Annotated in this window: 25 protein-coding genes; 14 read left to right on the forward strand and 11 right to left on the reverse strand. The window is 52.1% G+C overall.

Features of this window, described 5'->3' with window-relative positions:
* Positions 1–23: 23 nt before the first annotated feature.
* Positions 24–1139 carry an alanine racemase gene (alr, locus tag FJ146_00375; GenBank protein ID MBM4250409.1) on the forward strand — a complete coding sequence of 372 codons (1116 nt, stop codon included), beginning with the start codon at positions 24–26 and terminating at the stop codon, positions 1137–1139.
* Between the two features lie 36 nt (positions 1140–1175).
* Positions 1176–2063: an Hsp33 family molecular chaperone HslO gene (locus FJ146_00380; GenBank protein MBM4250410.1), complete on the forward strand. Its 888-nt coding sequence runs from the start codon at positions 1176–1178 to the stop codon at positions 2061–2063.
* Here the strand turns inward: FJ146_00380 and FJ146_00385 are convergent.
* Together FJ146_00385 and FJ146_00390 are read right to left on the reverse strand one after the other, a co-directional pair.
* On the reverse strand, positions 2060–2452 hold the full coding sequence (locus FJ146_00385; GenBank protein ID MBM4250411.1) for a hypothetical protein: 393 nt from the start codon (positions 2450–2452) through the stop codon (positions 2060–2062). The two genes, FJ146_00380 and FJ146_00385, sit on opposite strands and share 4 nt — an antisense overlap.
* A complete protein-coding gene (locus FJ146_00390; GenBank protein MBM4250412.1) occupies positions 2449–3192 on the reverse strand; it encodes a hypothetical protein in 744 nt (247 codons plus the stop codon). The genes FJ146_00385 and FJ146_00390 overlap by 4 nt, the downstream gene beginning before the upstream one ends.
* A gap of 219 nt (positions 3193–3411) precedes the next feature.
* Between FJ146_00390 and FJ146_00395 the strand changes: the two genes are divergently transcribed.
* Genes FJ146_00395 through FJ146_00405 form a run of 3 tightly spaced genes read left to right on the forward strand, consistent with a single transcriptional unit; the run spans position 3412 to position 8465 of the window.
* A complete protein-coding gene (locus FJ146_00395; protein ID MBM4250413.1) occupies positions 3412–4440 on the forward strand; it encodes a bifunctional N-acetylglucosamine-1-phosphate uridyltransferase/glucosamine-1-phosphate acetyltransferase in 1029 nt (342 codons plus the stop codon).
* A 15-nt stretch (positions 4441–4455) separates the two neighbouring features.
* The gene (glmS, locus tag FJ146_00400; GenBank protein MBM4250414.1) at positions 4456–6288 is read left to right on the forward strand and encodes a glutamine--fructose-6-phosphate transaminase (isomerizing); all 1833 of its coding nucleotides are present in this window, start codon (positions 4456–4458) and stop codon (positions 6286–6288) included.
* Complete coding sequence (locus tag FJ146_00405) at positions 6285–8465, forward strand: ATP-dependent DNA helicase PcrA (protein MBM4250415.1); 2181 nt, start codon at positions 6285–6287, stop codon at positions 8463–8465. Before glmS ends, FJ146_00405 begins: the two co-directional genes overlap by 4 nt.
* 1 nt (position 8466) lies before the next feature.
* Here the strand turns inward: FJ146_00405 and FJ146_00410 are convergent, their stop codons facing one another.
* From FJ146_00410 to FJ146_00445, 8 genes are all read right to left on the reverse strand, one after another.
* Positions 8467–9855, reverse strand: coding sequence for a hypothetical protein (locus FJ146_00410; protein ID MBM4250416.1), 1389 nt, complete (start codon positions 9853–9855; stop codon positions 8467–8469).
* A gap of 37 nt (positions 9856–9892) precedes the next feature.
* On the reverse strand, positions 9893–10186 hold the full coding sequence (locus FJ146_00415; GenBank protein ID MBM4250417.1) for a septum formation initiator family protein: 294 nt from the start codon (positions 10184–10186) through the stop codon (positions 9893–9895).
* Positions 10187–10488: 302 nt separating this feature from the next.
* Positions 10489–10701, reverse strand: coding sequence for a hypothetical protein (locus tag FJ146_00420; protein MBM4250418.1), 213 nt, complete (start codon positions 10699–10701; stop codon positions 10489–10491).
* A 279-nt stretch (positions 10702–10980) separates the two neighbouring features.
* Positions 10981–11886: a TraR/DksA family transcriptional regulator gene (locus tag FJ146_00425; GenBank protein MBM4250419.1), complete on the reverse strand. Its 906-nt coding sequence runs from the start codon at positions 11884–11886 to the stop codon at positions 10981–10983.
* A 136-nt stretch (positions 11887–12022) separates the two neighbouring features.
* The gene (gene mutS / locus FJ146_00430; protein MBM4250420.1) at positions 12023–14779 is read right to left on the reverse strand and encodes a DNA mismatch repair protein MutS; all 2757 of its coding nucleotides are present in this window, start codon (positions 14777–14779) and stop codon (positions 12023–12025) included.
* Positions 14780–14884: 105 nt separating this feature from the next.
* Positions 14885–15556, reverse strand: a complete 672-nt coding sequence (locus FJ146_00435; protein ID MBM4250421.1) for a hypothetical protein — start codon at positions 15554–15556, stop codon at positions 14885–14887.
* Between the two features lie 26 nt (positions 15557–15582).
* Positions 15583–16758, reverse strand: coding sequence for a cysteine desulfurase (locus tag FJ146_00440; protein MBM4250422.1), 1176 nt, complete (start codon positions 16756–16758; stop codon positions 15583–15585).
* 120 nt (positions 16759–16878) lie between these two features.
* Positions 16879–18132, reverse strand: a complete 1254-nt coding sequence (locus tag FJ146_00445) for a TIGR04552 family protein (GenBank protein ID MBM4250423.1) — start codon at positions 18130–18132, stop codon at positions 16879–16881.
* Between the two features lie 58 nt (positions 18133–18190).
* Between FJ146_00445 and FJ146_00450 the strand changes: the two genes are divergently transcribed.
* On the forward strand, positions 18191–18763 hold the full coding sequence (locus tag FJ146_00450) for a TlpA family protein disulfide reductase (GenBank protein ID MBM4250424.1): 573 nt from the start codon (positions 18191–18193) through the stop codon (positions 18761–18763).
* Between the two features lie 11 nt (positions 18764–18774).
* On the opposite strand, the gene FJ146_00455 is transcribed toward FJ146_00450, so the two are convergent.
* Complete coding sequence (locus FJ146_00455) at positions 18775–19107, reverse strand: hypothetical protein (protein ID MBM4250425.1); 333 nt, start codon at positions 19105–19107, stop codon at positions 18775–18777.
* Positions 19108–19296: 189 nt separating this feature from the next.
* Between FJ146_00455 and FJ146_00460 the strand changes: the two genes are divergently transcribed.
* The 8 genes from FJ146_00460 to FJ146_00495 all read left to right on the forward strand — a co-directional run bounded on the left by FJ146_00460 (position 19297) and on the right by FJ146_00495 (position 25826).
* The gene (locus tag FJ146_00460; protein MBM4250426.1) at positions 19297–20265 is read left to right on the forward strand and encodes a hypothetical protein; all 969 of its coding nucleotides are present in this window, start codon (positions 19297–19299) and stop codon (positions 20263–20265) included.
* Positions 20262–21209, forward strand: coding sequence for a hypothetical protein (locus tag FJ146_00465; GenBank protein ID MBM4250427.1), 948 nt, complete (start codon positions 20262–20264; stop codon positions 21207–21209). Before FJ146_00460 ends, FJ146_00465 begins: the two co-directional genes overlap by 4 nt.
* 85 nt (positions 21210–21294) lie before the next feature.
* On the forward strand, positions 21295–22470 hold the full coding sequence (locus FJ146_00470) for a hypothetical protein (GenBank protein MBM4250428.1): 1176 nt from the start codon (positions 21295–21297) through the stop codon (positions 22468–22470).
* A gap of 12 nt (positions 22471–22482) precedes the next feature.
* On the forward strand, positions 22483–23118 hold the full coding sequence (gene ccmA, locus FJ146_00475) for a heme ABC exporter ATP-binding protein CcmA (GenBank protein ID MBM4250429.1): 636 nt from the start codon (positions 22483–22485) through the stop codon (positions 23116–23118).
* A complete protein-coding gene (locus tag FJ146_00480) occupies positions 23115–23810 on the forward strand; it encodes a hypothetical protein (GenBank protein MBM4250430.1) in 696 nt (231 codons plus the stop codon). The genes ccmA and FJ146_00480 overlap by 4 nt, the downstream gene beginning before the upstream one ends.
* Before the next feature lie 4 nt (positions 23811–23814).
* Positions 23815–24510, forward strand: a complete 696-nt coding sequence (locus FJ146_00485) for a cytochrome C assembly protein (GenBank protein ID MBM4250431.1) — start codon at positions 23815–23817, stop codon at positions 24508–24510.
* 226 nt (positions 24511–24736) lie between these two features.
* Positions 24737–25210, forward strand: coding sequence for a cytochrome c maturation protein CcmE (locus tag FJ146_00490; GenBank protein MBM4250432.1), 474 nt, complete (start codon positions 24737–24739; stop codon positions 25208–25210).
* Between the two features lie 7 nt (positions 25211–25217).
* Positions 25218–25826: a redoxin domain-containing protein gene (locus FJ146_00495; protein MBM4250433.1), complete on the forward strand. Its 609-nt coding sequence runs from the start codon at positions 25218–25220 to the stop codon at positions 25824–25826.
* The last annotated feature ends 15 nt before the right edge of the window (positions 25827–25841 follow it).

The raw sequence follows: 25841 nt of genomic DNA on the forward strand, positions 1-25841 counted from the left end.
TAACATGAAGACACGGAGTGATCATGCTGACGCAAATTCATTTGAGTGCAGAGGCTTTGCGGCACAACTACGGGCTGTTTTGTCAGCTCGCAGGGAAGTCGCGTGTAGCCCCAGTTTTGAAATCGAACGCTTACGGACACGGGCTCAAAGAGGTCTATAGCGTCCTAGCTGCAGAACGCCCTGAGTGGTTATGTGTCAACTATGTCGCCGAAGGGCGGCTACTACGTGCGCTGGGTCATCAAGGCCGGATTTTGGTAGTCGGTCCAGCTGTTGTACGTGAACTTGATGAGGCATTCAGCCTCGACCTTGACCTCGTGATCGGTAACGAGGATGTACTCGCTGCATGGATGCAAGCAGTAGGGCGGCCACGGTTACACCTCAAATTTGACACCGGTATGTCTAGACAGGGTTTTGCGCCTAGCGATGCGCATAACCTTGCTATGAGACTGACCCAGTTTAAGGATCGCCTGATCGGAGTTTGTACTCATTTTGCCAACGTCGAAGATGTGACGGATCACGGCTACGCCACTAGGCAACTCGATCTCTTCAATCAGGCTGTAGCCGTTTTTAAAGGGGCGGGATTACAGTTGATGCTGCATGCCGCCTCGAGTGCGTCGACACTCATCATGAATCAGAGCTACTTTGATTTGGTGCGCGTTGGGATCTCACTCTACGGTCCGTGGCCGTCGCCTTTAACGCGCGTGTCTTATTTGCAGCTTAATCGGGATGTTTTAGATTTGCGACCAGTGCTGCGTTGGACGACCGAAGTGACGACGGTAAAACCAGTGGCTGCAGGTCAATTTATCGGGTACGGGTGCACCTTCCGTGCGATGCGTGATATGCGTGTTGCCGTATTACCGGTCGGTTATTACGAGGGCTACCCACGACTTGCCGGAGAGGCTGCCAGTTACGTGCTGATCAAGGGATCACGATGTCCTATAGTTGGGCGTATCTGCATGAACATGATGATGGTAGACGTTACCCATCTAGCAGATTGTCAGGTCGGAGATAGCGTCACACTGATTGGCGACGATGGTCAGGACAGGGTAATTGCTCATGACGTTGCAGGTTGGGCTCGGACTATCCATTACGAGTTGCTAACCAGGTTGCATGGCGATATACCGCGTCAATTGGACTAGTTGCGTGCGGTCATTTTTGATCTTGTAGGAGTCCCCGTGGACGTCTTGGCTCATTATCATATGTTCGATTACAGGGCCCGTTGTGCAGTGGCTGTCACCACCGACATCGTCCGTGAGCTGCAAAAGCGCCATCAGCTCGATCCCGTAACCACGATTGCCGTGGGGCGAGCAGTGAGTTGCGCGGCTCTTCTGGCCTCGGTGCTCAAGTCAGGGCAGGAATACGTACATACAATATTTGCCGGTGATGGTGGACTGCTGGCTAAAGTCATTGCTGAATGTAACGGCGACGGTCACTGCCGCGGTTATGCCGTGCCACCGCGCCTCATCGAGGTCATGTCGGCCGGGGACGAGGCGCCATCCTCAGTTGGTGAGGCCCTTGGCGGTCGTGGTCTGCTCACTGTCACCCGAGGCCTTCCCGTTGAGCAGGGTGGGCCGTACAACGCTATTAGCGCCCTCGAAAACGGTGAAATAGCTGCCGACATTGCTAGGTACTTAACAGATTCCGAGCAAATTCCCTCGGCGGTTGGTGCTGGGGTGAAATTGGCATCCGACGGCAGCGTTTTGGCCGCTGGCGGGGTCCTTGTCCAAAGACTCGGTGGCGCTGTCCTCGATGAGGCCGAACTCACGGCCATCGAGGAGCGTATGCGTCAGCAGCTCTCGATTTCTGATCGGATAGCGGCAGGCCAGTCGAGCGATGAGATCGTCGCATTTCTTCAGGGCACAACTGGTCAGTTTGGCCTGCTGATGACGCGACCGCTGGTGTTCAAGTGTACATGTACGCATGACAAAATGATGCAGGCTCTGGCAGCATTAGGTGAGGATGAGCTTAAGAGCATCCTCAAAGAAACTGGGCGCTTAGCCGTGCGTTGCCAGTACTGTGCAGAAGAGCGTCAGTTCCGTCTCGCTGAGGTTATCAAGCACTAAGCCGGTGGTGTCGCCTTTTCAAAGAGTCCAAAGCGCGTGCCATCAAGATCTTCACAAAGATGCACAACCCCATAGCCCGGAAGCTTGAGGGTTGTGGCAACCCTGCGACCACCAGATGCCACCACCCGCTCAAGAGTCCCTTGCGGGTCATCAACAGTGAAATACAAGGTCACTCGCTGTGACCCTGCGTTCTCCCCTTTGTTCGCGGGGCGCAGACTGATGCCGAAAGGACAGTCGCGTGGCACTTCCATGAGTGCCATCTCGTGAAATTCTACCGGCACCGGACGCCACCCAAAAGCCTCATCGTAAAATTTAATCGATTTGGCTAGGTCGCTGACCAGAATTTCGATCTGGCATAAGCGAGTTGGGTCAACGCCGCAACGACTCATGATCTCACTTCAAGACGGCCGTCCTTGCTGATGAAGAGCGGTCCGACGATATTACCGCTAGGGAAGCGCTCGGGCTCTTTCAGCTTCCAGCCGTGTTTAAGGAAGGCCTCGATCACCGAGCGACGAATCCTAGTATTGTCAGGGCTCTCGTCTCCGATGAAGCGCTCGATGGCTCCCGGGACCACTGGGTCATCTTGTTCAATTAAGACTTCCGTCGCGGCAAAGCGCACTCTCTCGTCCGGATCGGCTATAAAGTGCAGCAGTTGCTCCGCGAACCCAGGCAGTTTGTAATCGATCATGTAACATAAGATGTCGTAATTCTTGTCGACTTTGGCCTGATCAAAGCGAACATCGGCAAAATCGAGAGCGCTCTTCAGAATTTCGATGACCTGGTCCTCTTTACCGAGGGCCTTCAATGTTTTAATCGGCCAGGCAATGCGATTAGTAGTCAGTAGGTGCTCGCGGACATGCGGTAGGGCAGTTTCACCGTAAGCGATGATACCGTCCATGCACGATTCCTTTTCCCTCGTATCATTGATCCCGTGCTCCAGACTGTACTCGAAGCGTTGCAGCAGGGCAGGCACCGCGACGTGTGGATCATCCAGGCCCTTGAAGTACTCTATGGCGGCCTGACGATCTTCCTTTATGGCTTTGGGATTTTTGATGACGGCCAATGACTTGCCAATCTTACGTTCGTCACGCTGTTTGCGGTAATCTTTGAATCGATCAAATAAGCCCACGGCAACCACCCTTTCCAGATGCAAGACCCCAATCACTCTAGTCTCATCTGGACACCATGCCTAGGTTTTTCTAGCTAGCGACATCGATGTCTGCCATTGCGCAATCACATGACGAGAATGGCTGAATTGTGTTATGGCTGAGGCTTGCAACTAGTGAGCTTAAGGGGCCCCGACCAGTTGGTACGGTCGAGCCGCTGTAGTCAGGAGCAATCGTTACCTATGAGCCCAGATGAGATCAGTCGCGATGTAGCGGGTCTAGTTCTAGCTGCCGGAAAGGGCACTAGGATGAAGAGCGCTCTACCGAAGGTCCTACATCCCGTTTGCGGCCGCCCGATGATTGGTTGGACCCTTTCTACTTTGGCATCGATTGGTGTTCAGTCAGTTGTTACCGTTGTCAGTGAAGATCAACCGGAGCTGCTGCGTTATCTCCGCGACTACCCCGCCATACGGGTAGCAGCGCAGCGGAATCGTCAAGGCACAGGTGATGCCGTGGCCGCCGCCGCCGGACTTTTCGCCGGCGTCGAGCCACCGCCGTTTGCTGCGGGAAATATCCTGCAAGGGCAGCAGGTCAGTAACCCCATCGTGCTGATCTTGGCCGGTGATGTACCCGGTATACACCCCGACTCTCTGCGGCGTTTTCTGGCTTCGATGGAGGCCAACCATGCAGATCTAGCTGTGCTCGGGATGCGAGTGCCGCAGCCGCATGGCTACGGCCGTATGGTAACCAAAGATGCTGCGCTCTTTGCCATCGTCGAGGAGAAGGATGCCTCTCCCAGTGAGCGTGCTATCAATCTCTGCAATACCGGTATTATGGCAGCGCGCGTTGAGGTGCTTTTTGCCGCCTTAAAAATGCTCAAGCCAGATAATGCACAGCAGGAATATTATCTCACCGATTGTGTGAAGCATGCGCGATCGCTAGGTTATAAGGTGTGTGCGCACGAGACGGACCAGTGGCAGGAGTTTTCTGGTATAAACGATCGCGAGCAGCTAGCCTCCGTTGCGTCATGGCTGATGGCACGCAAGCGGCGGGACCTGATGCTGTCCGGAGTGACGATCCAACAACCAGAGTCGGTCTATGTCGAGGATACCGTTGAGATCGGACCTGACACGGTCATTGAATCTGGATGCCACCTTGCTGGAGCGACGCGCATTGCCGCGGGCAGTGTCGTTGGCGCCGGATCGGTAATAAAGAACGTGACTGTTGCGACTGCGGCAGTGATTCCTCCAAATAGCGTCAAGATTAGCTAAGAGGGTTGAGGGACTATGTGCGGAATAGTTGGCTACATTGGAAAACAAAAGTGCGTCGACATTCTATTTGAGGGATTATCCCGGCTAGAGTATCGCGGCTATGATTCGGCAGGTATCGCAGTCCTTGACGGTGGTGATATTGGCATCGTTAAGGCAGAGGGCAAGCTGAACCAACTGAAGCCCCGACTGGCAGAATTACCCGCCGGTGCCACCCGTGGCATAGGTCACACCAGGTGGGCAACCCACGGTATACCTAACACCACTAACGCGCATCCGCACGCTCACGGTGATGTGGCAATAGTTCACAACGGTATTATCGAGAACTACCTTGAGCTAAAAAAGCAGCTAGAATCCGAAGGTGTGAAGTTTCAATCCGAAACGGACACTGAGGTGGCACTGCAAGTGTTCGTGAGAGAACTGGCGAGACACAAATCCCCGTTCAAGGCGATCATGGCAGTGATACCGCAATTACGCGGCGCCTTCTCACTCGGGATCTTGATCGGCAGCGAACCCGACGCCTTATATGTAGTTAAGCAAGGGTCTCCACTTGTTATCGGTGCCGGCCGCGGTGAGAACTTCTTCGCTAGTGATGCCATGGCCATCGTCAAGCATACGAGCCGCGCCCACTTTCTCAATGACGGCGAGATCGGGCGGATTACTGAAAACGGGGTCGAAATTTGGGACTTTGCCGGTAAGGTCGTGGCGCCCCATTTTGTCGAGCTTGATATTTCCAGTGCAAGCACGGAAAAACTCGGCTTCAAGCATTTCATGCTGAAGGAAATACACGAACAACCGCGCGTGTTGGCAGCCATGCTGCAGCGTCTGATCAATCTCGACACCGGGATGCTAAATGCGACCGAGCTGGGGCTCGACCGTTTAGATCTCAAAAGAGTCGATAATATCTGTATGGTTGCGTGCGGTACGGCGTATTATTCGGCCCTGCTCGGCAAGTATTATCTCGAACCTGCGACCCAACTTCCTGTCAATGTGGAACTGGCAAGTGAGTTTCGTTACCGCAAGCCTTGGCTTAGCAAGAACACGCTGTTCATCGCCGTCTCGCAGTCTGGTGAGACGGCCGATACCCTAGCAACTGTTAAACAGGCCAAGGAGCATGGGTGCCAAGTTCTTGCTGTATGCAATGTGAAGATGTCATCGATCGCGCGTGAATCGCATGTGACCTTGCATATGGACGCTGGGCCTGAGATTGGCGTCGCTTCGACTAAGGCCTTTACGTCGATGCTTTTAGCCCACTACTTATTGGCTCTGGGGCTTGGCTATCAGCGCAAAACTCTCACTGCGCATGACTTGCAAGCCGCCGCCGCGCATCTGAAGACGCTGCCGGCCCGCATGGATCAGGCTATTGACGGCAAGGTTGCTATAGAACAGCTAGCCTCTAAGTACGACGAAGCATCGAATTTTATCTTCATCGGCCGTGGGAGTAGTTATCCCATAGCGCTAGAGGGTGCACTTAAACTTAAAGAGATTTCCTACATTCATGCGGAAGGCTACGCCGGTGGTGAGCTCAAGCATGGGCCGATCGCGCTGATCGATAGGCATATGCCCGTGGTCGCGATTGCGCCTAACGACACCTACCGCGAGAAGATGATCTCCAACATTGAAGAGGTGAAGGCGCGGCAGGGACGCATCATTGCGGTAGGGGATCTTCACGATCAGCATTTACGGCGGCTGGCAGATGATTATATCGCTTGCCCGCATATCGATGACTCAGGATTGCAGGCGATTCTGTCGGTTGTCTGTTTGCAGTTACTCTCTTATTACGTGGCCGTAAAACGTGGTACCGATGTCGATCAGCCACGAAACCTGGCCAAATCAGTTACCGTTGAATGAGGCCAATTTTGGAAACGGAAAGTCGCGGTGCTAAGCTACTGGCGGGACTCAACGATGTACAGCGCCAGGCCGCGATGCATAAGGATGGCCCCCTGGTTGTCTTTGCTGGTGCAGGTAGCGGAAAGACCCGTATCATTACGCACCGCATTGCCTGGTTGATTGAACAAGGTGTGAGACCTTGGGAGATCCTTGCAGTTACCTTCACCAACAAGGCCGCGCTCGAAATGCGCACGCGGCTCCAGTCGTTAACACCTCAGGGCAACCGCTGCTTGATCGCGACCTTTCACTCAGCTTGTGCGCGTTGGTTGCGCGAGTTTGCACCCGAGTTGGGATTCACCTCGGACTTTACGATTTACGACGATGCTGATCAGCTCACGGCTCTAAAGACGGTTCTTGCTGAGTTAAACGTCAAACTCGATGAAGAGAACACGGCGCAGGAGTATAAGGCTGCAATCAATCGCGCCAAGACTATGGCCATGTTACCCAGTGATGAGCGGTTGGCCCGAGAATACGGCGATCAGATGCCACCAGTCGGCATGCAGGTTTACAAGCGTTATCAAGAGTATCTAGCAAGCTGCAATGCGATGGATTTCGGCGACCTTATCATGAACATGCTGTTGCTACTCAGACGCAACACTATGGTGCGCGATGTACTACAGAGTCGCTATCGCTACATTTTGGTGGATGAGTACCAAGACACTAATAGAACTCAATTTGAGCTCATTGCTAGACTAGCGGAGAAATTCCGCAACCTCTTCGTTGTCGGTGACGACGATCAATCCATATATAGTTGGCGCGGTGCCGTGCCGTCAAACATCATCGATTTTGACAAAGTCTATCCCGACGCCATACGGGTGACTATGGAGCAGAATTACCGCTGTAGTAGCAACATTGTCGATGCTGCAAGTGCGATGATTCAGAACAATAAAAGGCGAGTGCCTAAACGTCTTTTCACCCAAAATGCTGCTGGTGAATTGATCAACTATAGGCTGGAAACGGACAACGAGATCGAAGCCTGGTGGGTGATTGGGTCGATCAAGGATGAGCTTGACCAGTATCCTTTGTCAGACATTGCGATCTTCTACCGAACGAACAGCCAGTCAAGGATGCTCGAGGATGCGCTACGGCGCGAGAATTTGCCCTACCAGATTTACGGGACCGTGCGATTTTATGATCGAGTCGAAATCAAGGATCTTTTGGCCTACGTCAGGATTGTTATCAATCCCAATGATGACGTTAGCGTCAAGCGTGTTATCAATGTTCCAACGCGTGGTATAGGCAAGAAAGCTGAGGCCACTCTCGAGGCTGAGGCAGCAAGACGCGGTCTTGCCTTGCTGCCCACCATTGATGCCTTGATCGCCGAGGGTCATAAACTTGCTGCAAAGTTTTCGGCCTTTGCTTCCCTGGTCGCATCCATTCGCCGTGATGTGCTGAGCGCACCCTTGGATGAGGTCATGGAGAAATTGCTCGCAGCCACCAAATACCTCAGTCACGTAGAGAAAAAGTACCCTGACCAAGCGATGGATAAGATCGAAAATATCCAGGAGTTGGGTGCAGCTGTCGCGGATTTTGCAGCAGCTTACCCAGATGCAAATATGGCTGAGTGGTTGCAGACAATTACATTGGTGAGCTCCGAGTCTGAAAATAAAGGCGGTGTCTCGCTTATGACGCTGCACATGGCAAAGGGCCTCGAGTTTCCGCGCGTTTACATCGTAGGGCTAGAGGAAGGCCTCCTCCCGCACCGCAGTAGTATTGATGACGAGGATAATGTCGAGGAGGAGCGTCGCCTATTTTACGTGGGCATGACTAGGGCTAAACAGAAGTTGTCACTATGCGGAGCCTATAGGCGACGGACCTACAATCAGTGGACAGCTAATCGTCCCTCGCGCTTTCTCAGCGAAATCCCGCGGGAATTTTTCGCTGCGATGAAAGATGTCGAAGCCGGTGCAGTGGCTCAAGATGTCGGATCTATCGGTTATGCTGACGGCCCGCGCTACGATTATGACGATGTTGGGGCTCCCGCCGTCATGCAAGTCAGTGTCGGACAGGTTGTCCGACACCCGACCTACGGCCGTGGTACAGTGGAGCAAATGAGCGATGAATTCGGCGTTTTAAAAGCCGTGGTTCGCTTTGATGAATTCGGCTTAAGGAAAGTGGTGCTCAAACACCTTCATTAGGTTAAGTGCTGGTACACGCAGCCGGTTTAGCTTGAGCTACTGAACTAGTAGAGGTTGCGTCTGCTGTAAGTAGGGTGTAACTAGCACACATTTTACTTATCTGTTCGGTTGTGGCTTTACCGCCGGTGGCCGCAGATTGGATTTTACTGCTTAGAGATTTAGTGAGTGTCGTGGTCACTTGTGTTTTGAAAGCCTTAGCATTGTTTGCGGCGCTAATACCACCTGCGGCTTGTTTACTAACATTTGTGATGTCGGTGAATGCAGAGTTTATACTGGATTGAATGCTCGCCGGCATATTAGCGATTTTGGCAAATCCCAGGGAAACCATTTGTAGGTCGGTCAGTGTGGTTTGTGTCATTGACTTTGCATTCGATGCATCAAACACCTTATCCATCGCGGCAACAATCTCAGCCATAGCGTTTATGAGTGTATTGAGGTCGGTTGACCCTAGTGCCGATACCTTCGCGTTGGCGTTATCTATGCTCGTTTTTGAGGATCCCTCGGGTACGTACAGAATCGCACGTTGCAAGGTAACAGCCTCAGCTAAGTGGCTCAGGGCCCATACAAAATGCGCTTGAGTCGCATATTTCCTTGAGTAAGAGGTCGCCGTGCACTTGGTGCTTGTTTCTCGTTGGGCTTCCGTCGTGATGATGTCGGAGTCCACAAAGGCACATATATCGGCAATCGCGCTGTCTAATTTGCTCAGCACTTCTATGCCTGAGCGTAAAGCGGCGTCAACCTCTTTTGGCAGCATGAGCTCGTTATCGCTGCCAAAAAGTACGAGCTGCGATGGTGCGGTGCTGACATCAGTCGTTGCAAATTCACGAAGGAATAAGGCGGTCTTTTCGCTGGTCGAGAGGGAAATGATATCCTGCAATTTGACTAACACCGAGGATAACCCGGAGGATGTTGACCCTGACGTGGAAGTGCTAGTATTCGTCGCTGTGTTGGTGTTCGGGGCTGCAACGAGTGGAGCTTCGGTTGCTGCCAATTCCTCGCGTGCATCTGCGGTGGTAGCGGAAATGTCCAGCTTTTCCAACAAAGCGGTCAATGGCGAGGAGCTCGAGCTACCCGACTTGCTGATATCGATGAGCTTGCGAGCCAGTACAAAAGGATCAACGCCGGCCTGGGACAAGTGAATGTATCCTAAAAGAATACTGGCTCGCTCATTCAGCCCATTCTCGGCTACGAGGCTACTTGCAAGCTGCTCGGCCTGTGTGAAGTTGCCGCGGTCGTATGCTATAAGCGCTGCATTTAACTTACCGTCAGCGGAGCTGTCAGTACCGCCGAAGATCTTGTTGAGATTGGTAGTGCCACCACAAGCAGCCAACAGGCAGCCAGTCACGCAGGGGATTAATCGGGCGAGAATCGGTGCTTTTCTGTTCCACATAACTAACCTCAACTTCGTAGCTAATATTTGAGATGCCTCAATCAGCAAAAAACACGATGTCTTCGTTTGGCTCGGTCAGATGATACTTGTCACGGAGCACCTTCCTAGCGTAGCTGGGAGATGTGCGAATGCGCTCTATTTCTGCAGCGATTTGCTCAGTTTCAGTTTGCAACGAGGCAACCGTTTGCTTCAGCACTTCTCGGCTTCGTTTGAGATCGTAGTACCCGCTTACTGTTGTGGTGCCTCGAGCCAGACCCATGAGTAGGACAATCACACCGAGGCCTAGGAGCACAGTTGCAGCGCCGCCTGGGATCAGACTCTTTCGATTCATCGCTACGCTCGTAGGGTGTTTGGTGATAAACTGGAAGGTGATTGTCTCATTGTAGCATGTTGCTAAATGCCCAGCCTAGTGGGCTACTGATCGGCCTAAAAGGAGGCGATTTTGTTTAGGTCCTGTTACTGGATGGCAGTTGGAAAGTTCGTCGTTGGATGCCTGAGCCTACTTCTGGTGGCCGGGTGTAAGGGCCGGGATTCACAGACGATTGAAATAAATCCCGTGCCGCCAAAGGCGCCCTCGTCCCCGAACCCCTCTGCCAATAGCACAGGCAGTAAACCCTCGCCCAACCCCAGTTTTTATGACCAATTTGACAGTACACCTAGTCCGAAACCGGGCATTACTGGATTGCCTGCTCCGGCGCCCATTGGGCAACCATCCGGACCCTCGTCGCCGATTCCAAGTCCGACACCAACTCCGGGCCCAACTCCGGGCCCAACGCCGACACCCAGCCCGAGCCCGTCAGTTCCTCCGACAGAATGTGATCGGGCTAATTCCGACCATTTTGGCACTGGCTACGGCAGTCCGTTTGAGCAAAACGGTACCTGGATATCCCATGCAGATAGAGCAGAGACGGAACTTTGCAGACTTGCCGTTCCGCATTGCACTGCGCGAGGCGGGATTGGATACGGTGACAAGTTTTGCAAGGGTCCTCTCACCCTAGCCAAGGATGTGGATCCATCGGACGGCCAACCACACAACGATTCCATTTGTGTGGTTAAATACGGGCCTAGCTGTCCTTAATTAAATCAATCATCAACGCACTTACGTTACAACGAGGAGGGGGAGGCTTAAGCCTCGTCCTCGTCCACAACGCCGCGACCGGATTTTTTCATTCGCTCAAGCTTCTCTTTGTACTTAACGCTATGGCGGCACCATGGGCGCAGCTCGAGGCGGCGCTTGGGAATTGGCTCACCAGTGCCCTCGCAGTAGCCATAGTCGCCAGTTTCAATTTTAGCTAGGGCATGGTCAATCTCACTAAGGAGTTTGCGGTCACGATCTAGCAGGCGGAAGGTTAAATTTTGCTCGACCATGGCAGAGGCCTGGTCAACCTCATCCATCATTTCGTTTTTATCAATCTGGATATTGCCCTCTTCCATGATGTGACGGGCTTTAGCCAGAATCTTACTGCGCTCGCTCACTAACAGGTCGCGAAATACCTCAAGTTCGTCGGCCGAGAACAGCGTCACGTTGGGGGCGCGCGGTACGAATTCTTGTTGAGGCACTTCGATAATCTTTGGCTCAACTCGAATCGGTGCATGAGCCGACTTAGGCGGCTCGCCACTTTTTGAAGCTGCGGCTCTTCCTGAAGTGGCATCCGGCTTCTTGCTGGTTGCTGCAACCCCGCGACTGACGCGCTCGTCTAGGTCCTTTTTGGTCCCGGGTTTGACAGGGGCAGCAGGTGCCGATTTCTTCAAGTCGACTTTTTTAGGCGCTGGAGCTTCCGCCGCCTTTTTAGCGGGGGCCACCTTAGTAGCAGCAGTCGTTGATTTCTTCTTATCGGCATCCACCTTGGAACTGATTGCTTTCACCTTAGTTTCCACTGGTTTTTTAGTAGCAACCGGCTTCTTGGCGGGGGCCTTCTTGGCACTGGCAGCTTTTTTTACAGGTTTCGATATTTTTTTCATAGCAGCCTTCTTCACAGCAACAGCTTTGACGGCCCGCCCGCTCAAGCTTTTCGGAGATTGTTTTGCCATCGGCGATTCCCCATCTCGAGGGACCCGAGAGCACCCGGTTCCCGACTTTAACTCGTAAGCTGGCTCGATGTTAAGCAGCAAGTATATTGATGGAAACAGCAAAAAACAAGCGACTCAAGCCGACCTTTTAAAGCGCTCACCCTAGGTCTGCCTCAAATAAGGTCCGGGTCGCTCGCGGTAAAGCGAGATCCTGTAATTCAGCAAGGATATTGAGAGCTTGCAGTGGTGTCAGACGGTTCAAGTTAAGGCTCCGGAGTCGGGTGCAAAGACGGCTCTGGGCAGCCTGTGTTTCGGAATCGTCAGTTTTCGCACCGTGTAGGTCGAGGCCCATAGTCTCCAAAGGTGGGCTCTCGCCTTTTGCGGTTGCACCTTGGATCATGCGGTCTGATTTGGTCGTCGGTGGCTCGTGCTTAGGTCTTTCTGCCTCAATCTCGAGAAACTCAGATGCTTGAACGAGGACATGTTTGGGTACTCCTGCGAGTCGTGCGACCTCGAGCCCGTAAGAATTATCGACCGAGCCATCCTTAAGCCGATGGGTAAAGAGTATAGTTTCGTTTTGTTCCACGACCTCAATTTGCATCGGGCGTACGGAAGGAAGTGCAGTAGCCACCCTAACAAGCTCATGGTAGTGGGTCGCAAAAAGGGCGAAGCATTTAACTCTGAGCGCCAGATCTTTGAGAATAGCCGCCGCGAGAGCTAGGCCGTCACGGGTGGATGTACCGCGGCCAACCTCATCCAAAATCACCAAGCTGTTTCGACTCGCGTGTCGCAAGATATGAGCCGACTCCGACATCTCCACCATGAAAGTCGACTGTCCGCGCGCAAGATCGTCGCTCGCGCCAACGCGGGTGAAGATGCGGTCAAAGATTGGTAGTCGCGCTTCGAGGGCCGGTACAAAGCTGCCGATCTGGTTGAGTATCGCGGTAATCGCTATTTGCCTCATCACTGTCGATTTTCCGGCCATATTGGGACCGGTAATTAAGATCTGTCGCTGCTCCTGGCTAATCTCTATGTCGTTCGGCGTGTAGGCGTGGCGACCCACGTAGCGTTCAACAACTGGATGGCGACACCCGCGGATGTGCAACCCACCCTCTGGTACGATTGTGGGTTCAACGTAATTTTGTCTGAGTGCGAGCCAAGCAAAAGATTGCAGTAGATCGATGGTACCAAGAGCTTGACCGGTAGATCTCAATTCATTTTTAAACGAGGACAAACGGCTTAGGAGATCCTGAAAAAGTTGTGCCTCCCTATGCACGGCACGATCGCTGGCCGAAAGAAGCGTCTCGCCAAGTTCCTCCAACTCAACGGTGACAAAGCGATCGCAATTGACCATGGTCTGGCGGCGGATAAAATTCTCCGGAACCTTCGCGGTATGTGTCCGCGTGACCTCAATCAGTAGTCCGTATGATTTGTGATTTTTAATCTTGAGACTACCAATGCCGGTAGAGGCGCGTAATTTCTCTTGGTAGGCGTCGACCTGCGCTTCCCCCGATTTGGCAAGTTCGTTCAGCTGGTCGAGCTCGGGGTCATAACCTAGGCGAAATACTGAATTACCCAGGCCAAGGGTTTTGGGCTCATCGTTAAGGCTAGCACCCAGTACTTCTAGGACCGGTCGACTCATCTTCAGAGCCATGGCAAGAGACTGGTACAGTGGACTACTAAGCGTCTTTTGATCCTTTGTGATCAGAGCATCGACTAACCACATAGCTGTGGTTAAAGTTTGCTGCACGCGGAGCAAATCGAGAGGGCTTGCTGCAGCACCTAGAATGCGCGTAGTCAGGCGTTCTAAATCACCTACAAGCTTCAGATGCGTGCGCGCCTCAGCGAGCCGTTGCTCGCCGAGTTCAGTAAGGCAACGAACTGCCTCATGACGTCCGCGGATCTGCTTGGGATCAAGCAAGGGATTGGCCAAAAAGTAGCGCAGAAGTCTCGCGCCCATCGGCGATAGGGTGTGGTTGATTTCCTTAAAAAGGCTACCCTCGCTGTCACGACGGCGCGCGGTTTCAAAGAGCTCGAGGTCGCGCACCACGGTCTCGTCGAGAGCTATTGTGTGTGCTTCAGAAAGCGGTCTCACACTCAAGAACTGAGAGATACCTGTTTGCAAAGAGCGAAAGTGACTTAGCAGTGCCGCAACTAACGCGTCCCCACCGATCACGCTGCCAGATGGTTGCGCACAGAGTTCTGGCATGCCAAATATTTCATTTAGTATAGCCTTTTGTGCAGCATGATCGCGTAATGTTGCCTCTGGTAATGGCTCGATGAGCAGCGGGGATGTGTCACGGTAAGGCCGCATTAGCTGCTCAAATTCTGAGTGAAAAAAACGACGCGCGAGAAGCTCGCGCGGACGAAATTTTTCGACCGCGCTGTATATTTCAGAGTGATCTTTCAGGTTGCCAAGACGGAGCTCACCTGTGGACAAATCAGCAAGTGCAAAAGTCCAACAACCAGACCCGGGCTCTTCATGTACTGCGGCGACGTAGTTGGGCGCGTCGCGGTCTAGTGCCTCTGGATCGTCTATACATCCCGGTGTCATTATCTTGATGATATCGCGCTTGACGAGGCCTTTTGCAGTTGCGGGGTCTTCAACCTGATCAGCTAGGGCTACTTTGAAGCCCCGCTTGAGTAGTCTCAACCAGTAGTTTTTTGCGCTGTGATGAGGTACGCCACAAAAAGGTATTTTCTGATCATCTCCGCGCTCTCTACTGGTTAGAACTAGCTCAAGTAACGGTGCCACTAACGTGGCGTCGCCACCGAAGATTTCATAGAAATCGCCCATGCGGAAAAATAAGATAGCATCGCCGCAGCGTGATTTAAGTTCCCAATACTGACGCATCATCGGGGTCATTGTGGCAATATCAGCGGCTGTCGGCACAGTCATATCTTTCTCACTCATCTGGGAGTCCTCAACTGACAAACGATGAACTGTAACAGAGCCTTCTCCGACGTCCCACGATTTGCCGTATTTGTCTTTAAAATCAATGGTTAATTGGTTCCGTGGCTAAGACTTGGCGATAGTCAGACAGCGTACCACGCTGGCACCTTTGTCATGTAAAGCCATGGCTGTGCGCTGCAAGGTTACGCCCGACGTTACGACATCATCAATCAGCAGGACCCGACGCGGTGGATTGGCTAGTCGATCGCTGCTGCAAGCACCGATAAGCCCCAGTTTGCTCCGCAAGAAGAGCACAAAGGATTCTACGGAATCTTTGCTACTACGCTGGCCTCGTCGACGACGTGCCTGTTTACGCCACCGCCAGTGTAGATCGCTCGGTGCAGCTCTCAAATCTTTAGCGTTATCCCTAGCTATGGCATCGGCAGCCAAGCTGGCGATATCAAGACGACCGTTTAGTCGCCCCCAAAGACTACTAGGTGCGGGTATCACGACGTCTGCCCAAGATACCAGCTTCGTCAATTCATCCCTACTCACGGTCATAGCTATAAGTAAGCGGAGCGCAGCTTGATCCTGCCTGACTTTTGCCCGCAATATCAGGTCCCGCATGATCCCACGATAGCGCCACAAGCTGTGGATATCACAAATCGGATGCGGTACGTGCGGATGACGTGATCGCTCGCCAACAAGGCTACATTCGTCGAGTTCTAGCAGGCAGTTGGTGCATAGTAGGCGCCTCTCCCCAGCTCGCCATAACGCCGTAAAACATATTCTGCACATTGGCAGCACAGCTACTTAGCGACAGTCTATTTGTGGGTAATCGAGCGCTGACGCACCTCATGGATGATGCGAATGATGGCACCGACCTCTGACACCGCAGCATCACCGGTAAAACTGACTCTCACTGAATTAAGTGCCACCCAGTCAGAGTATCCCATCGCGGTCAGCACATGACTGGGCCTGGCAACGCTCGAGGAACACGCACTTCCGCTCGATGCGTAAATACTCGCGATGTCTAGATTGAGCAGTATGTCGTCACCGGCGACGCCGTCGATGTGGAAATTTACCGTGTTAGGTAGTCGCTCACTATTAAGTCCATGAATTACGGCGTCAGGAACCGATTTTAATTCTTGGAGTAACGCATCTCTCGCAGCTGTCATATTGGCGATCATCAGTGGCAGCTCGCTCAGTAACTCCCGTGCTCGTATACCGAAGGAAACGATTCCTGGCATGTTCTCAGTACCGGCACGGCGTCCTCGCTCTTGACCCCCACCAGTGACTAGCGGAGTGAGCTTTTTACCGCGACGCAAATAGAGAGCGCCCACACCTTTGTAGCTGCCGATTTTATGGGCAGAAAAGGCAGCCGAGTCAATATCACTACTTGCTAGCCATGACAGATCACTTTTACCCAGAAGCTGCACAGCATCTACGTGGATGTGCACTTTGTTGTTCAGACTCCTGATCCGACGTGCCACGTCAGCTGTAGCCTGAACTACGCCAGTTTCGTTATTAGCAGCAAGATAAGAGACTAGCGCGGTATTGGGAGTGATGAGACTTTCGAGTGCATTTAAATCAATCTGGCCTGACGTGCTCACCGGCGCGATCTGTAGTTCACATAGTCCTCGCTCGCTGAGTGCCTTAGCGGTTTCTATAACAGCCGCGTGCTCAGTGGCAGTAACCACAATTCTTGGTGCTTCTCCAAGTGGCTTCATATCGGCCAGGCCGGCACGTAAAGAACCGCTCAGCGCAAAATTGTTTGCTTCAGTAGCACCCGAAGTGAAGATGATCTCATTAGCCGTCGCGCCCAAAAGGCGAGCAACCGCAGTCCGCGCATCCTCCAATGCGATCTTGGCATTTCTTCCCGGAGCATGAATCGAGGAGGGGTTTCCATCCACACTTTTCAGTGCTGCTGCCACCGCATCGTAATGAGCGGGTTTAATCGGATAAGTGCCATTGGCATCGACGTATATTGGTTTAATCATGGTGCGCTACGCATTGGAGATTAGGGGTAAAAGAGAAACCGATGTTTCTTCAACGCCCAGCATTTAACACGGAGTCGGAGCATTAGCCATAGTGTTAGCCATGATGTCCGTCGGTTTCTTTCATGTCTGACTGTATTTAGCTGTCTCAAGGACCTGAGATAGGACGCGCTTGCGAGCCGCCCTTACTTGCGAGGACTTGTAGCGGTCGTGGTTAGCGTCTCCAGACTGCGCCTGCTGATGGGCAGCCAGATCAAGGATTTGGACCTCAAACGGGAAAAAAGCTGAGTCGTAACGATGGTCTTTGGCGGTTGGTAGGTGCTTCACCAAGTCCCGAACAGTCGCCATTAAACTACTCAATTTGGGCTCCCTGGCGGGTTGTCCTTGGGTAAGTTTAAATAACCATTCCAATTTGGCGGACTGAATCTTAATTAGCTGTCGACCGGTCATTTGAATAGCTCTATAGGACGAGGATGAATGTGGGTTACTGGTAGTTGCTGGGACTATGGGCGCCTCGACGCTGATTTGAGTTACAGCGGATCTAAATGCCTCTGCTGACAGGGTGCCTGCTTGTAATTTCTGTCTTAATCCCTCGATTTCGATTTGAAAACGCTGTGCATCGATTAAATTATTACGCGCCCGTGAGGGATAGGCATTTGGATAAACAATGATGTTGTGTTTATGCAACATTTTCACGACTAACATGGCTTCGCTTAAATTCTTGGTGATAAACCTAATGCCCACGTAGTCATAAATGGTCTCGGCGACGTTATCGCGTTTGTGCAGTAGTTTTAGAATAATCGAGTTGCGACTTTTCACTTCCTTCCACTCGATTGCTGCGAGTTCGCAGCGCGCATTGGGGCTGCCAAACCACAACTTTCCGTCGTCATCCTGTTTTAGGTACTCTTGAAAGCGCGCGAAAATTTGTGCCCGTGCCGCTTGCATATCAATGGTCCGATGCACCCCCTCAAGGTGAGCGATTGTGTGCATCACACGCAGCACGGCACACGACCAGTGACTACGCCACAAATCGCTAGGGTCACAGTTCGATGCCCATATCAAAAGTAGACAGGGATCCTCACAGTTGATGATCTCATCCGGAGGTTTGATACCCCGCTGCCATTCTTTAGGATTAAGAAGTTGTTGCTCGATAAAGGCGATAGCCTCTTCTTTGGCAGCAGTGATTTGACGGAGATCTTCCGGGTTCGTCGCATCGTATCCGTAGGCGCGCAAGAAGGCCTCGGCTTCGTCGTGGCTTCTGATACTTAACTCGGTCAAATCTATAGATGACTTGCCACCGATCAGGACATCCATGATCGGCCAAGGAAATTGCCATAGGTTAGCGAGTTCGTCTTTGGTCAAGCCTTGCTCCCGCATGTCTTAATAACCATGATAGCATATTGATACTAAGTATATTCTTGCCGGCGAGACCAGTATGATTCAGTTTTGGCGCATGTTCATCATTACGATTCTGCTGACCTTCGTCCACACAGATGCGTGGGCTAACTCCGGTGGCGGTGCAAAACATGGTGCCGACCCAGCCCCACCCCCAAAACCAGATCGCGCCAACCACAAGTTTTGGGAATCGTGGGTACCCATGCTTGGCTTTACTGCGACTAAGATTCCAGGCTTAGTTGATCAGCAAAAAGTGAGTCCAGAAGAAGGTCGTATGTTAGTCGTTGTATTCGTTGCGTCTTGGTGCGAGCCTTGTCAGCAGCTCATGCCTGATTTGGTGAAAATGCAGCGTCGCTACCAACAACTACCTGTCGATTTTGCTTATGTATTTATGCACGACACGCGCGAGGATGCTGAGGGTTTCATGAAAGAGTTCAGCATCGATGGTGGTTACCTGGCTAACGCCGATGTTCATAAGGTTTTCCACAATCCGGAATTGCCAACGATATATGTTGGCGACAGGCACAAGTGGCTGGCGGCAAGATACGAGAAAGCTAGGCGCAGCGATTTACCTCAACTCGACGAGTTAATGAAGCTGATCACAGCCAATTGAACGGTCGGTCTTTACTTACCGCTATCCAGAGCCGATGCCGATTGCACCATCTCAGGGTGCCAACGCAGCCTGATTTTCACGAAGTCATAGTTTTTATCGGCTTTATTCTGATTGATCAGAGTACCCAATGGGGTCTTGCGTTCACCACCGATGTCCGCCGCTTCGAAGTCGATTTTACTTTGATCTTTGGTTCGGATAGTGGCTTCGCCCGTAATATTCTTGGCTCGGGCTCCTTTAGGAGCGGTGTTAGTTGTGCCCTTTGCACCCTTGCGGCCGGCAGCCATTGCGGGCGAGGCGATCACGGTTGCTAGGATCGTAATCAGGAGCGAACGATGAAGTTTCATGAGGACCTCCGACGCCGTATCTGGCTGACTTTTCGGCAGAAACACTAAAAACTTTAGTCTTTTTTGAGATCATTCCGAGATCATTGACCATTTTCTGCGTATAATAGAGCTAGCGAACTCTCATCCCACCACTGATGATCATAACATAGCCGGAATCAAACCACTTCGGGTTTAAAAAGGGGCACACTCGTGCGTGCGTCAGTATCGCAAATAATCGTTCTGTATCTTTCGTGCCTCCTACTTCAGATGGGTTGGACCACACAAGTATCTGCTATTGTCACAGCAGTAGGTAAACCCTGGCTGCGTGGGAGTGGTTACTTCCATCATTTGCGTTTAGATCCTAGGGGAAGGTTTGTCGCCTATCAAGGAGAGGACGGACTGGGACTTTCTGTGCTCGACCTAAAAACAAGTCAAGTTTACTTAGTAAGCGAGGCACAAATTGGCGCAAGTTTTGCCTGGGCGCCAGATGGGTTTCGTCTTTTTTACCGCGAACAATCGCAGATAGCTGATGGCGGCATCAAAAGTTTGATCAATGCTTTTGACTGCGCCAACTTTAAAAACGTAGTGCTCGACGAAATGTCGACGGCATCAGGTTATTTGACGCTAGATCCGCGAGATCTGCGGTTGCAGATCCTGGGTCCGAAGGGCGTTCGTACCAAAAAGATTTATTTTCCGACCGAGAGATTGGCAAGATGGCAAGTTGCACAGAGAGTGGAACATGGAAAATGGCTAGCGACGCAGCAGTCGATGCTCTGGATCACGCATGGTGGTATCGGCATGCGTAAGTTAGACGATGATGGATCCGGTGTTGAGTCCTTTGATATCGCCCCACACGGTGATCGGGTCGTTTGGGCCACCCATCATGGGCGCATTTATGTAAGCCGCGACGGTGGAACACCCCGATTCGTCGCCTATGGCCGTGACCCTAGATGGCATCCTAGGCGTCCCTTGATAGTGTTCGCTGGCGCACGCATGGTTGGCAATAAAATTATAAGTTATGATCTGCGGCTCGCGGACCAGGAGGGCGTGGCCGGCCAGTTCTTGACGGCAACACAGCTTGCGAGCGAAAGGTGGCCTCAGTGGCGCGGGAATTCGGAACGTTTAGTCTATGCGGTGGAGCAGACTAACGAACTCTACACGTTGGATGTTCGGCCATGAGCCAATTCATCGGGACCATGCTTGCGACGGCTTTGTTTCAAGGTGAGTTGCGCGAGGTAGATCGGATCAAAAGGCTATCGAAGTTTTTTGATCCGCCTCCGCAATCGGAAGTTACTTTAATGAGCCATGATACGACCAATTTTGGCCGCAAAATTGCGGCAGAGCGCCTTCGTGGTATGATACGCGTCAGCCCCCCCGCAGGTGTTTGTCTTACGATTACACGCCAGCCGGATGTAGCCGACGAGCGAGTTTGCAAGACACGCGAGCTTAGTTTCCTATTGAGCGACCTTGATCGCTACGGGATGCTACGTTGGCAGGTAAGCACAGGCGAGGGTGATTTCGGCACGACGCTCATCTGGCAATCACCATACCGGGTAATTATTGCGAAAGAGCTTGGAGAGGTTGCCGATTCAGGAAAGGTTAAACCTTTCAAATTTATCGCATCATGCGCAAGTAAGATGGATCAATTGGGCCGCCGTATCATTGTTAAACTGATCTCAGGTGAGTCCTGGTCCATTTATTTTCCCGATAAAGACACTTTGCTAGACGCAGACGATGATACGCCTCCTGCCCCTCCTGCGCCTTCGGGTAAAGGGGAACCGCCACCCAAAGAGGTCAAAGGCGAGGGGCACCACGGAGCCGAGGAAGAGGCGCCGCCACCAGTCTCAACCCCAAAGGCAGTGAGTCGTTACGATGATCGTCAGGTGTGGGCTATCCCGAGGACGGGATCGTTCACGATGCCATCATCCGGATTTCAAAGTGCCGGTGCAGTCACTCCGGGGATCGTCGGGGGCGAGTGTCGTTACACTTATTCTGGGACTTCAGAGGATCTAGACGTCGGAAGAATTGAATGCCATCAGGTAGCAGGCTTTAACTCGCTGTATTTACCGCTTACCTGTTTGCGAGAAATCCGTCCGAAGGCCCGTGACGGAAAATATAAATAGCTGTATATATTGAGTAATTTATAATTTTTTCGAAAAAGTCTAAATTCTTTGTCCGCCCTGCCGATGGAGGTGTGTGGGGGGACGGATGAGGACCTTGCAAAAGGCTATGGTGGCCACCATGGTGGCAAATATATTTACCGGGGCACAGCAGTTATTTGCGGCCGGCGGTACCGCGTTGACGGAAGTTGAAAGCGTGATCGATGAGGACCCACTTCCATCAACCAGGGCCCAGGGAATGGGATACGCTCTGACCACCGTGGCAGATGACGTTGATGCGGCGATGCATAACCCGGCAGGGATAGGTGGACTAGGGCCGGTGAGGGACAATGCGCCTTGGATACGGAGGCTCTACTTCCCGTTCGTCGCGGCAGGGGCAAACACCAGTGCTAAGAGTTTAGTCGGCGAATTGCGGAGCAACGGGGCCTCCTCAGACGCTGTCATTGGCAGGGCTGCTGTGGATAGCCGGGCAAACACTAGGCAGTACGCACGGGTCACGGCAGCAACGGGGATTTTGTTGAAGAGGCTTCTGATTCTCCCGTTCCAGGATTACCAAATTGCGGCAGTGCCGCGGGTGACCAATGACACCAGCACTCTAGATACCCGGTACCGCAGTATGACCGGCATTGGGTACGGATTCAGTGGTCAGGACAGCAAGGGGCGCATTAGCTTGGGATACTTCGGTTACTATGCAAAGCGGCAAGAGGTGCGTGGTCCCCTGAGTTACGAAGACCTCATGGATACTGGTAGACGCAATGCGGCAGTTCGCACTTATGCCAACGAGTACACGGGACGCTCAGACAATGTTGGGCTTATTTGCCGCTTCTCCCCAGCGTGGAACCCCGCCCTTGGGGTCAGCACGAAGAACCTTGGGGACACGACCTTCCGCAATGCGGGTGGTGGCACGCATTTGATTGTCAAACAGCAGACGAGCGTGGCCGTGTCGGCATCACCCAGGCTGGGTAAAGACGCCAGCGCTAATTTTGTCCTCAAGTTCGATCAGTTGGAAAACAAGAGCCTTGCGCCCAACGAAAAGTACCATTTTGGATCCGAGATTCTGGTTGGTGGTGTCGGCAGCTATGCGACTCTGGGTCTCAGAGCAGGGTTAACGCACATGGGTGCCTCCGGAGGGCTCTCACTGAATTTGGGCCTCATTTCGTTGGAGGCTAGCAGCTACTTTGTTGATTTGGCCGGTACAAGCAGTGCCCGTCAGGCTGAACAACGCCTAGGTGCGACTGTCTATGTCAATGTCTCAGAGTTCTGATATGATCGCCTCATGTTGGTTATTTCAAACCTAAGCTTTAAGTTTCGCCACCGACGCCTATTCCACGACCTGTCCTTAACGTCAGGCCCAGGGGACCTCTGGCATATTTCGGGTCCGAATGGCGTTGGTAAGTCGACGTTTTTGTCAGTGGTGGCTGGACTGCTAAATCCAAGTTCAGGCGCCATCGAGTTAACTTGGGAACAAAAGTCAGTTGACGACCGACGATCACACCTAGAGTACCTGCCGGCAGAGGCCAACGGCCTCTATCTGAAGATGGACGCCGTGCAGAACCTCAAGTTTTGGTCGGAACTCCGTGGGCTCCGGTTAGATGATGGCGCTATTTTTGGCGCTTTGGAACCATGGGGCCTAAACCACCCTCTCTTGCGTGATGGATTTCCCACCGAGAAGTACTCGACTGGTATGAAACGCAGGCTCGCCTTGGCTAGGCTCGATCTCTCGCCTACTCCTGGATGGCTACTAGACGAGCCGCTCTATGGACTGGATCAACAGGCTCTCACCGTTTTTAGGGAACGACTGCGGAACCATTTATCTCGTGGCGGATTTGCTCTCCTTGTGAGTCATGACCTGGAGCCTTTTCGGGATTTGATTACCGGGTCAATGGACATTGCCAAAAAGGGGGGCGTGTGAAGGCGACCGCCGGGAATCAGTACTTAACGCTGGTTAGACAGGGATTACGGGCAGAGTTTGTCGATAAAGAGCGGTTAATTTCTCCCGTTCTTTTCGCGCTCACGATGCTAGTTCTTTTTGCATTCGCCCTTGGAGATCTCGATCAATCCTTACGGATTAGAATTTATCTGGCCGAGACTTTGTTGACGGCGATTTTTGCACTACAAATCAGCTTCTCGCGTCTTTTTGAACCAGATCGGCAGGATCGGGTTTTTGATTTGCTAAGGACTTATCCTATTTCCTACACGGCTTTATTTCTTGCTAAATATACGCTGGTGTTGATCCTTGGTAGCGCTACCTTAGTGCCGACCATGCTTTTTGGGGCATTTTTACATCAGTCTGCGACCATCCAGCTTTTTTCATGGACAGTCCTTGGCATCAGTCTTTTGGCACTAGCCGGTCTAGGGGCCCTTGGTGTGCTCCTTTCGGCTCTCACCTTAAAGGCACAAGCACGGCAGATTTTATATCCCTTGCTATACTTTCCCATGACAACACCCGTGTTACTGGCCGCGGTGCAATCAGCGCGCCTTTGTCTCGAGGTCGGTCTGGGGAGTCCCGAGTTGAAGTCATGGCTTGGGCTACTGGCAGCTTTTGACACCATTTATATCACGCTAGGCGTACTTTTATTCACGGAACTTATGGTAGAGAGCTAAACTTATGCTGACGAGCGAAGATAAACGTGAGTTTGTAATTGGGTCATTTGTCCAATTACTGATTATTCTGCACTGGTTAATGGCGTTTTTCTATGCGCCAGTTGATGTTAATCAAGGGCCTGTTTATCGCATTATGTTTCTACATGTGCCGAGTGCCATCACAGCCTTCGGTAGTTCGCTCGGACTTTGTGTCTTCAGCGTTCTGGCTCTGCGTGATCGCTCTGAACGTTTGATGGCGTGGTCTAAGGGCACGGCAGAAGTGGGCCTTATTTTTACTCTGCTAACTTTGGCGACGGGGTCAATCTGGGGGCGCCCAACATGGGGGACCTGGTGGACCTGGGATGCACGCCTTACGACCACATTTCTTCTCGCCCTTCTCTATGCCGGTTATCTGCTACTCTATGGTTCCATGGCCCCTGGTACGGGACGGACCCGCGTTTGCGCTGTACTGGGTATCCTTATCTTTGCCGATGTACCTGTCATTTATAAGAGTGTGACATGGTGGCGCACGCTCCATCAGCCCCCGAGTATGATTCGTGAGGGCGGATCGACGATGGATCCTGAGATCCTCTGGACATTGGTTGCTGGAATTTTAGTCATGTGTATTTACGCGGCATGGTTGGTACGTGTGCGAGGGCGCAATATCATGTTGGCAGATGAGATAGAGTCTGCCTCCTATGCAACTCTGAGTGCGCCTTAGCTTGCAGGTCCAGCATTTAAATTTTGAAAGAGGCTAATTTAGTGGATAGGGGATGAGGTTATGGAATCGATGAATATACCAGGCACTGATCCTATGCCATATATTCTCATGGCATACTCAGTTGGAGCGTTAGCGCTTTTGGGTTTTACGCATTGGATGCTGCTACATCGGATCAAGCTCAGGATGAAGCTTAGATTACTCAATCAATCAGGAGCTGAAACGAATCATGGCAAATAAAAGCAAAACACGTTGGATTGTTGGTGGTGTGGTCATTGCAGGTGCCATTGTCGGGATGTCATTTCTCAGTCTCGGGGATAATTTAATTTACTTCTACACACCGTCAGAGGCGCAGGCAAAAGCCGCTGAACTTCAGGGTCAGACTATTAAAGTTGGGGGGATGGTACTTCCTGGGTCGGTAAAGTGGCAGCCCGAAGGTTTATCTTTAGATTTCACCATGACGGATTTGAAAGGACACAATATTGGTGTTCACCACAACGGCACCCCTCCTGACATGTTCAAGGAGGGGCAAGGAGTCGTGGTCGAGGGTCGCATAAGTGATGATGGCCAGTCGATTGCGTCTCGTAATCTCATGGTCAAGCACTCAGAGGAGTACAAAAAGCCAGGAGCCGAGCATTCTTCCATGGACAAAGAGTTACTTGAGAAAAGTTTGTTCAAGGGCCAGCAAACATCGGTGAAATAAAGGTACGATGATGAGTAACGACGAACTACTGTCAAACGATACCCCTGTTTCACGCCGCCGTACTCACCTAGTGATCACGGGTATTATTATTGCGATCGCGGCTATCCTGGTGACGGTGATGGCTACGGGTCTACGCATTGATACGACGCGTGTACCGCCTGCAAACATCGATAAACCAGCGCAGTCATTCCGCGTTGCTTGGGTACAAGGGCAATCTTTGTTGCCTCAAGTCAGTGGTGAACACTTTTCGTTAAGTGATCTCAAGGGTCGTCCGGTTGTTCTTAACTTCTGGGCAAGCTGGTGTGTGAGTTGTCGCCAGGAAGCGCACGAATTAGAGCAGTTCTGGCAGGCTAACAAAGACAAGGTGATGGTTGTGGGTATTGCGATTCAAGATAGTGCCGAGGATGCGAAACGATTCGCGGCGTACTTTGGTAAAACTTATATGCTTGGGCTAGATGAGGATGGCAAGGCTGCAATCGACTACGGTGTGTCAGGTGTGCCAGAGACTTTTCTCATCGATGCAGACGGTATTATCCGTCACAAGGAGATTGGCCCCGTCGACGCTAAACAGCTGGCGCAAAATATTAATAAAATACTTGGTAAAAGTAATCAGTGAGAACTATCCGTCGTC

This window comes from Deltaproteobacteria bacterium, from assembly GCA_016874735.1.
Lineage (GTDB): Bacteria > Bdellovibrionota_B > Oligoflexia > Oligoflexales > CAIYRB01 > CAIYRB01.